Raw genomic sequence first — 4,057 nt, 5'->3', positions numbered from 1 at the left:
CGTCGGCCTGGCCACGCTGCTGCCCGTCATCGTCCTGGTGCCGGTCGCGGTGCTCCTGGCCGGCCTCGCGCCCGACCACCCGGCGGTACACGTCCTCGAGCCGGGTCGTGGCGTCGTCCCAGCTGTACCGCGCGAGCACGTCGTCGCGCAGCCGCCCGGCCCCGGGTGCCCCGCCGGCGGCCGGCGCGGCCAGCAGCCGCTCGAGCGCGGCGACCAGCGCGTCCTCGTCGTCGGAGGGGAACAGCAGGTGCCGCGGCGACCCGCCGCCGAGCACCTCGACGTGCGGCGCGATGTCGGACGCGAGCACCGGCGCGTCGTGGCCGATCGCCTCGAGGAGCGTGAGCGGGAGCCCCTCCAGCGAGGACGGTTGCACGACACCGGCGCTCGCGGCGTACAGCGCCGCCAGGTCGTCGCCGACGGTGAAGCCGGCCATCACCACGCGCGGGTCGCGGGCCGTCGCCGCGGCGAGCTCGGCGACGTAGTCGTCGGTGAACGAGGAGTCGCCGGCGAGCACGAGCCGGACGTCGGTGCGCACGCGGGCGAACGCCCGCAGCAGCAGGTCCGGACGCTTCTCGGGCACCAGCCGGCCGACGAACAGCAGGTACCCGCCGGGACGCACCCCCAGCCGGTCGGTCACGACCGACGGGTCGGCGGGCAGGTCGCGCAGGGTGACGCCGTTCGGCACGTGGACGGTCTCGCGGCCGAACCGGGTGCGGTAGTGCTGCTGCAGGGCCCGGGACACCACCACCAGCTCGTGCGGCACGCGCGGGCTCATCAGGTGCGCGGTGCCGAGCGCGGCGCGGCCCGCCCGGCCCCACTTGTCGCGGGCGTGGTCGAGGCCGTGGACGGTGAGCACCACGCCCGCCGGGGTCAGGTAGCGCGGCAGCGGGGCCACCAGGCCGGGACCGATCGCGTGGTAGTGCACGACGTCGGCCCGCGCGGCGACGGCGGCCACCGAGGACGTCGCGCTGTGCACGATGGCGTCCAGGCTCTTGGTGCCGAGCGTCGAGGTGCGCCGCAGCCGCATCCCGAGGTGCTCGTCGGGGATGTGCTCGCCGTAGGTGTCGCGGCAGTAGACGGTGACCTCGTGGCCGCGCTCGGCGAGGCGCAGCCCGACCTGCTCCACGTGGTGCTCGATGCCGCCCCACGTGGCGGGCAGGCCCTTCTGCCCGACCATGGCGATGCGCAGCGGACGCCGCGCTGCGTCCTGCGGGAGGGTCACGGCCGCCACCCTACGGGCGGGTCGCCGGCGCGTCCGCCGGGGTGGGCGGCACCACCCGTCCGCCCTCGAGGTGCACCGCCCGGTCGGCGACGGCGACGACCCGGGGGTCGTGCGTGGCGACCAGCAGCGCGCTGCCCGCGGCCGACGCCGCGCCCAGCGCGGCGAGCACGGCCTGCACGTGCTCGTCGTCCTGGTGGCCCGTGGGCTCGTCGAGCAGGGCCAGCACCGGACGGCGGCACAGCGCCCGGGCGATGCCGGTGCGCTGCTGCTCGCCGAGCGAGGTCAGCCCCGCCGAGCGGGCGGCCAGGTGCGCGACGTCGAGCACGGCGAGCAGGTCGGGCGGCGGCTCGACGCCCGCGAGCCGGCAGGGCAGCAGCGCGTTCTCGGCGACCGACAGCTCGCCGGCGAGGGCGAGCCGCTGCGGCTGGAACGCCACGACACCCCAGTCGGCGGCGGGCACCGAGGGCCGGCCGTCGACCTCGACCGTCCCCGTGTCCGGCCGCTCCAGCCCGGCGGCGAGCTGGCACAGCGTCGACTTGCCCGACCCCGACCGGCCGACGAGCGCGACCACCTCGCCGCGCGCCACCTCCAGCGAGACGTCGTCGAGCACCGGGCGGTCGCGCTCGCGCCGGCCGTGGGTGACGGCCACCACCCGCAGCGCGGCGTTCACAGCACGTCCCCGCGCGGGTCGTCACCGGCGGCGGCCTCGGCCGCGGTCGGCGGGACGAGGCGCACGCCGTCGCCCTCGACCACGACCTGCGCGCGCAGGCCCGGGAACAGGGCGAGGGCCTCGGGCGGCAGCTGCAGGCGCCCGGTCGGGTCGATGGCGGCCAGCGCCCGGCCGCCGGTCGAGTCGGTCGACAGCACCCCGTGCCGCAGGTGCAGCACCCGGCCGGCGGCACCGACGAGCCGCGCGTCGTGCGTCGCGACGACCACGACCGACCCGGCGTCCGCGCGGGCCGCGAGCAGGGCGGCCACCAGGGCCGTGCTGGCGTCGTCGAGCTCGGCGGTCGGCTCGTCGGCGACGACGGCGCCCGGGTCGCCGACGCAGGCGGAGGCGACGGCCAGCCGCTGCTGCTCGCCGCCGGACAGCAGGGCGCAGCGCACGTCGGCCCGGTCGGTGAGCGCCACGACGGCGAGGGCGGTGTCGACGGCGTCGCGCAGGCCCCCGCGATCGTCGGCGACGCGCGCGAGGTGCTCGCCGGCGGTGAGGTGGGTGAGCACGGCGTCCGCGCCGCGCTGCGGCACGAAGCCGAGGCGGTCGCGGCGCAGCCGGCGCAGGGCGCGCGGGGAGGCCGCGGCGGGGTCGGTGCCGAGCACCTGCACCTCACCGCCGTCCGGCCGCTCGCGCAGCGCCAGGACGCGCAGCAGGCTCGACTTGCCGCTGCCGGACGGGCCGGTCACCGCCGTGAACGTGCCCGGTGCGAAGGTCGCGTCGACGCCGCGCAGCGCGTGCGTCTCGCCGGTGGCGCTCGGGTAGATGCGGACGAGCCGCGAGCACCCGACGCCGTCCGGGGCGGGCTCGGTCGTGGTGGGGCCGGTCGTCGGCTCCCGCGTGCCGGTCGGGTCAGGCATCGCGCAGCACCTCCGCGTCGCTGCCGCTGCGGGCGCGCACCCGGGCCGCGGCCGCCGCGAGCGCGGTGGTGGCGACCACGGCCGCGAGCGCGACCAGCACGGCGGTGGGTCCGACGACGAGCCGGGCGGCCGGCAGCTCGCCGTCACCGGGGTCGAGCAGCCGGTCCGCCAGCGGCGACACCAGCAGGACGGCGACCACGGCCAGCAGCCCCGAGGTGGCACCGAGCACGACCACCTCGAGGTCGCGGGCCAGGGCCGTGCCCCCGCGGCCGAGTCCGGCCCGGCCGAGCAGCACGTCGGTGGGACGGTGCCGCGCCGCCGCCCGGTCGGCGTGCAGGGCCAGGGCCGCGGCGGCCAGCAGTGCGAGCAGCACGCCGATCGCCAGCTGGTAGCCGCGGCCGAGGCCGGCGGCGACGAACACCGGGCGGGCGCGGGCCTCCTGGACCGTCCGCACCTCGATCGGCTCGACCCCGGCCGCGGTGAGCGTGCGGTCGAGGTCGGCCGCGCCGCCCGAGGTCCACAGCTCGGCGCGGAACTGGTCGCGGCGCGGGGTGAACGCGCGGGCGGTCGGCCGCAGCCGGGGGTCGTTGTTCAGGTGCTGCAGCAGGAACGGGTCGGCCGGCGCGATGATCCGCGGTCGCGCGCTGCGCCGGCCCGGTGCCGCCTCGACCACGTCGAGCACGCGCACCAGCACCGCGCCGCCGAGGTCGGTGGCCACGCTGGCGGTGCTGCCGGCGTCGAGGCCGAGGTCGCCGACCACGACGACGGGCAGGGCGTCCCAGCGCTCGCCGGCGCGCATCTGCTCGCCGGTCCGGGCCTCGGCGGCGGCCATCTCCGGGAGGTGGTCGCGCAGCCCGGCGACCGCGCCCGTCGCCCCCCAGCTCGCGGCCGCCCCGAAGGAGTCGGCGTCGATCAGCAGCACGTCGACCCCTCCGGCGCGCCCGGGGACGCTGGTCTGGGCGTGCCACACGACGGTCTGCCCGGGCGGCAGCTCGGGCGAACCGAGCCCGGCCGGGAGGTCCTCGATCTCGATCGTGCGGTCCTGCACCTGCTCGGCGGTGAGCTGCGCCGGCGCGTCCGGGTCGAGCTCCCACGAGCCGCGCAGCTCGGCAGCGGCCGTCGCGCCGGTGGCCGCCGCGACCCGGTCCTCGACGACGTCGCGCACCGACGCGACCGAGGTGAGCGCCCACAGCAGCACGGCCAGCCCGGCGGTGACGACGGTGACGACGACCGCGCCCTCGTCGCCGGGCGCCGCCGCGC

The 4,057-nt window shown here is 78.7% G+C and carries 4 protein-coding genes; all 4 read right to left on the bottom strand.

The window, feature by feature from the left end:
• Nucleotides 1-1,222, bottom strand: a 1,222-nt coding sequence (locus ACYVKY_RS11340) for a glycosyltransferase family 4 protein (protein ID WP_460435092.1), incomplete at its 3' end; no start/stop codon positions are given.
• A gap of 10 nt (nt 1,223-1,232) precedes the next feature.
• Nucleotides 1,233-1,892: an ATP-binding cassette domain-containing protein gene (locus tag ACYVKY_RS11335; RefSeq protein ID WP_460435091.1), complete on the bottom strand. Its 660-nt coding sequence runs from the start codon at nt 1,890-1,892 to the stop codon at nt 1,233-1,235.
• Nucleotides 1,889-2,797: an ATP-binding cassette domain-containing protein gene (locus ACYVKY_RS11330; RefSeq protein ID WP_460435090.1), complete on the bottom strand. Its 909-nt coding sequence runs from the start codon at nt 2,795-2,797 to the stop codon at nt 1,889-1,891. Before ACYVKY_RS11330 ends, ACYVKY_RS11335 begins: the two co-directional genes overlap by 4 nt.
• The coding region (locus ACYVKY_RS11325) for a hypothetical protein (RefSeq protein ID WP_460435089.1) at nt 2,790-4,057 on the bottom strand (1,268 nt) is incomplete at its 5' end. The genes ACYVKY_RS11330 and ACYVKY_RS11325, both read right to left, overlap by 8 nt.

The organism is Angustibacter speluncae, assembly GCF_054777815.1.
Note: the sequence above shows the minus strand (reverse complement) of the source record. Positions and strands in the feature narration are given on the sequence as shown.

Excerpts from the sequence above, each read along its gene's own strand:
- ACYVKY_RS11330 (WP_460435090.1), bottom strand. The coding sequence starts at position 2,797 with ATGCCTGACCCGACCGGCACGCGGGAGCCGACGACCGGCCCCACCACG.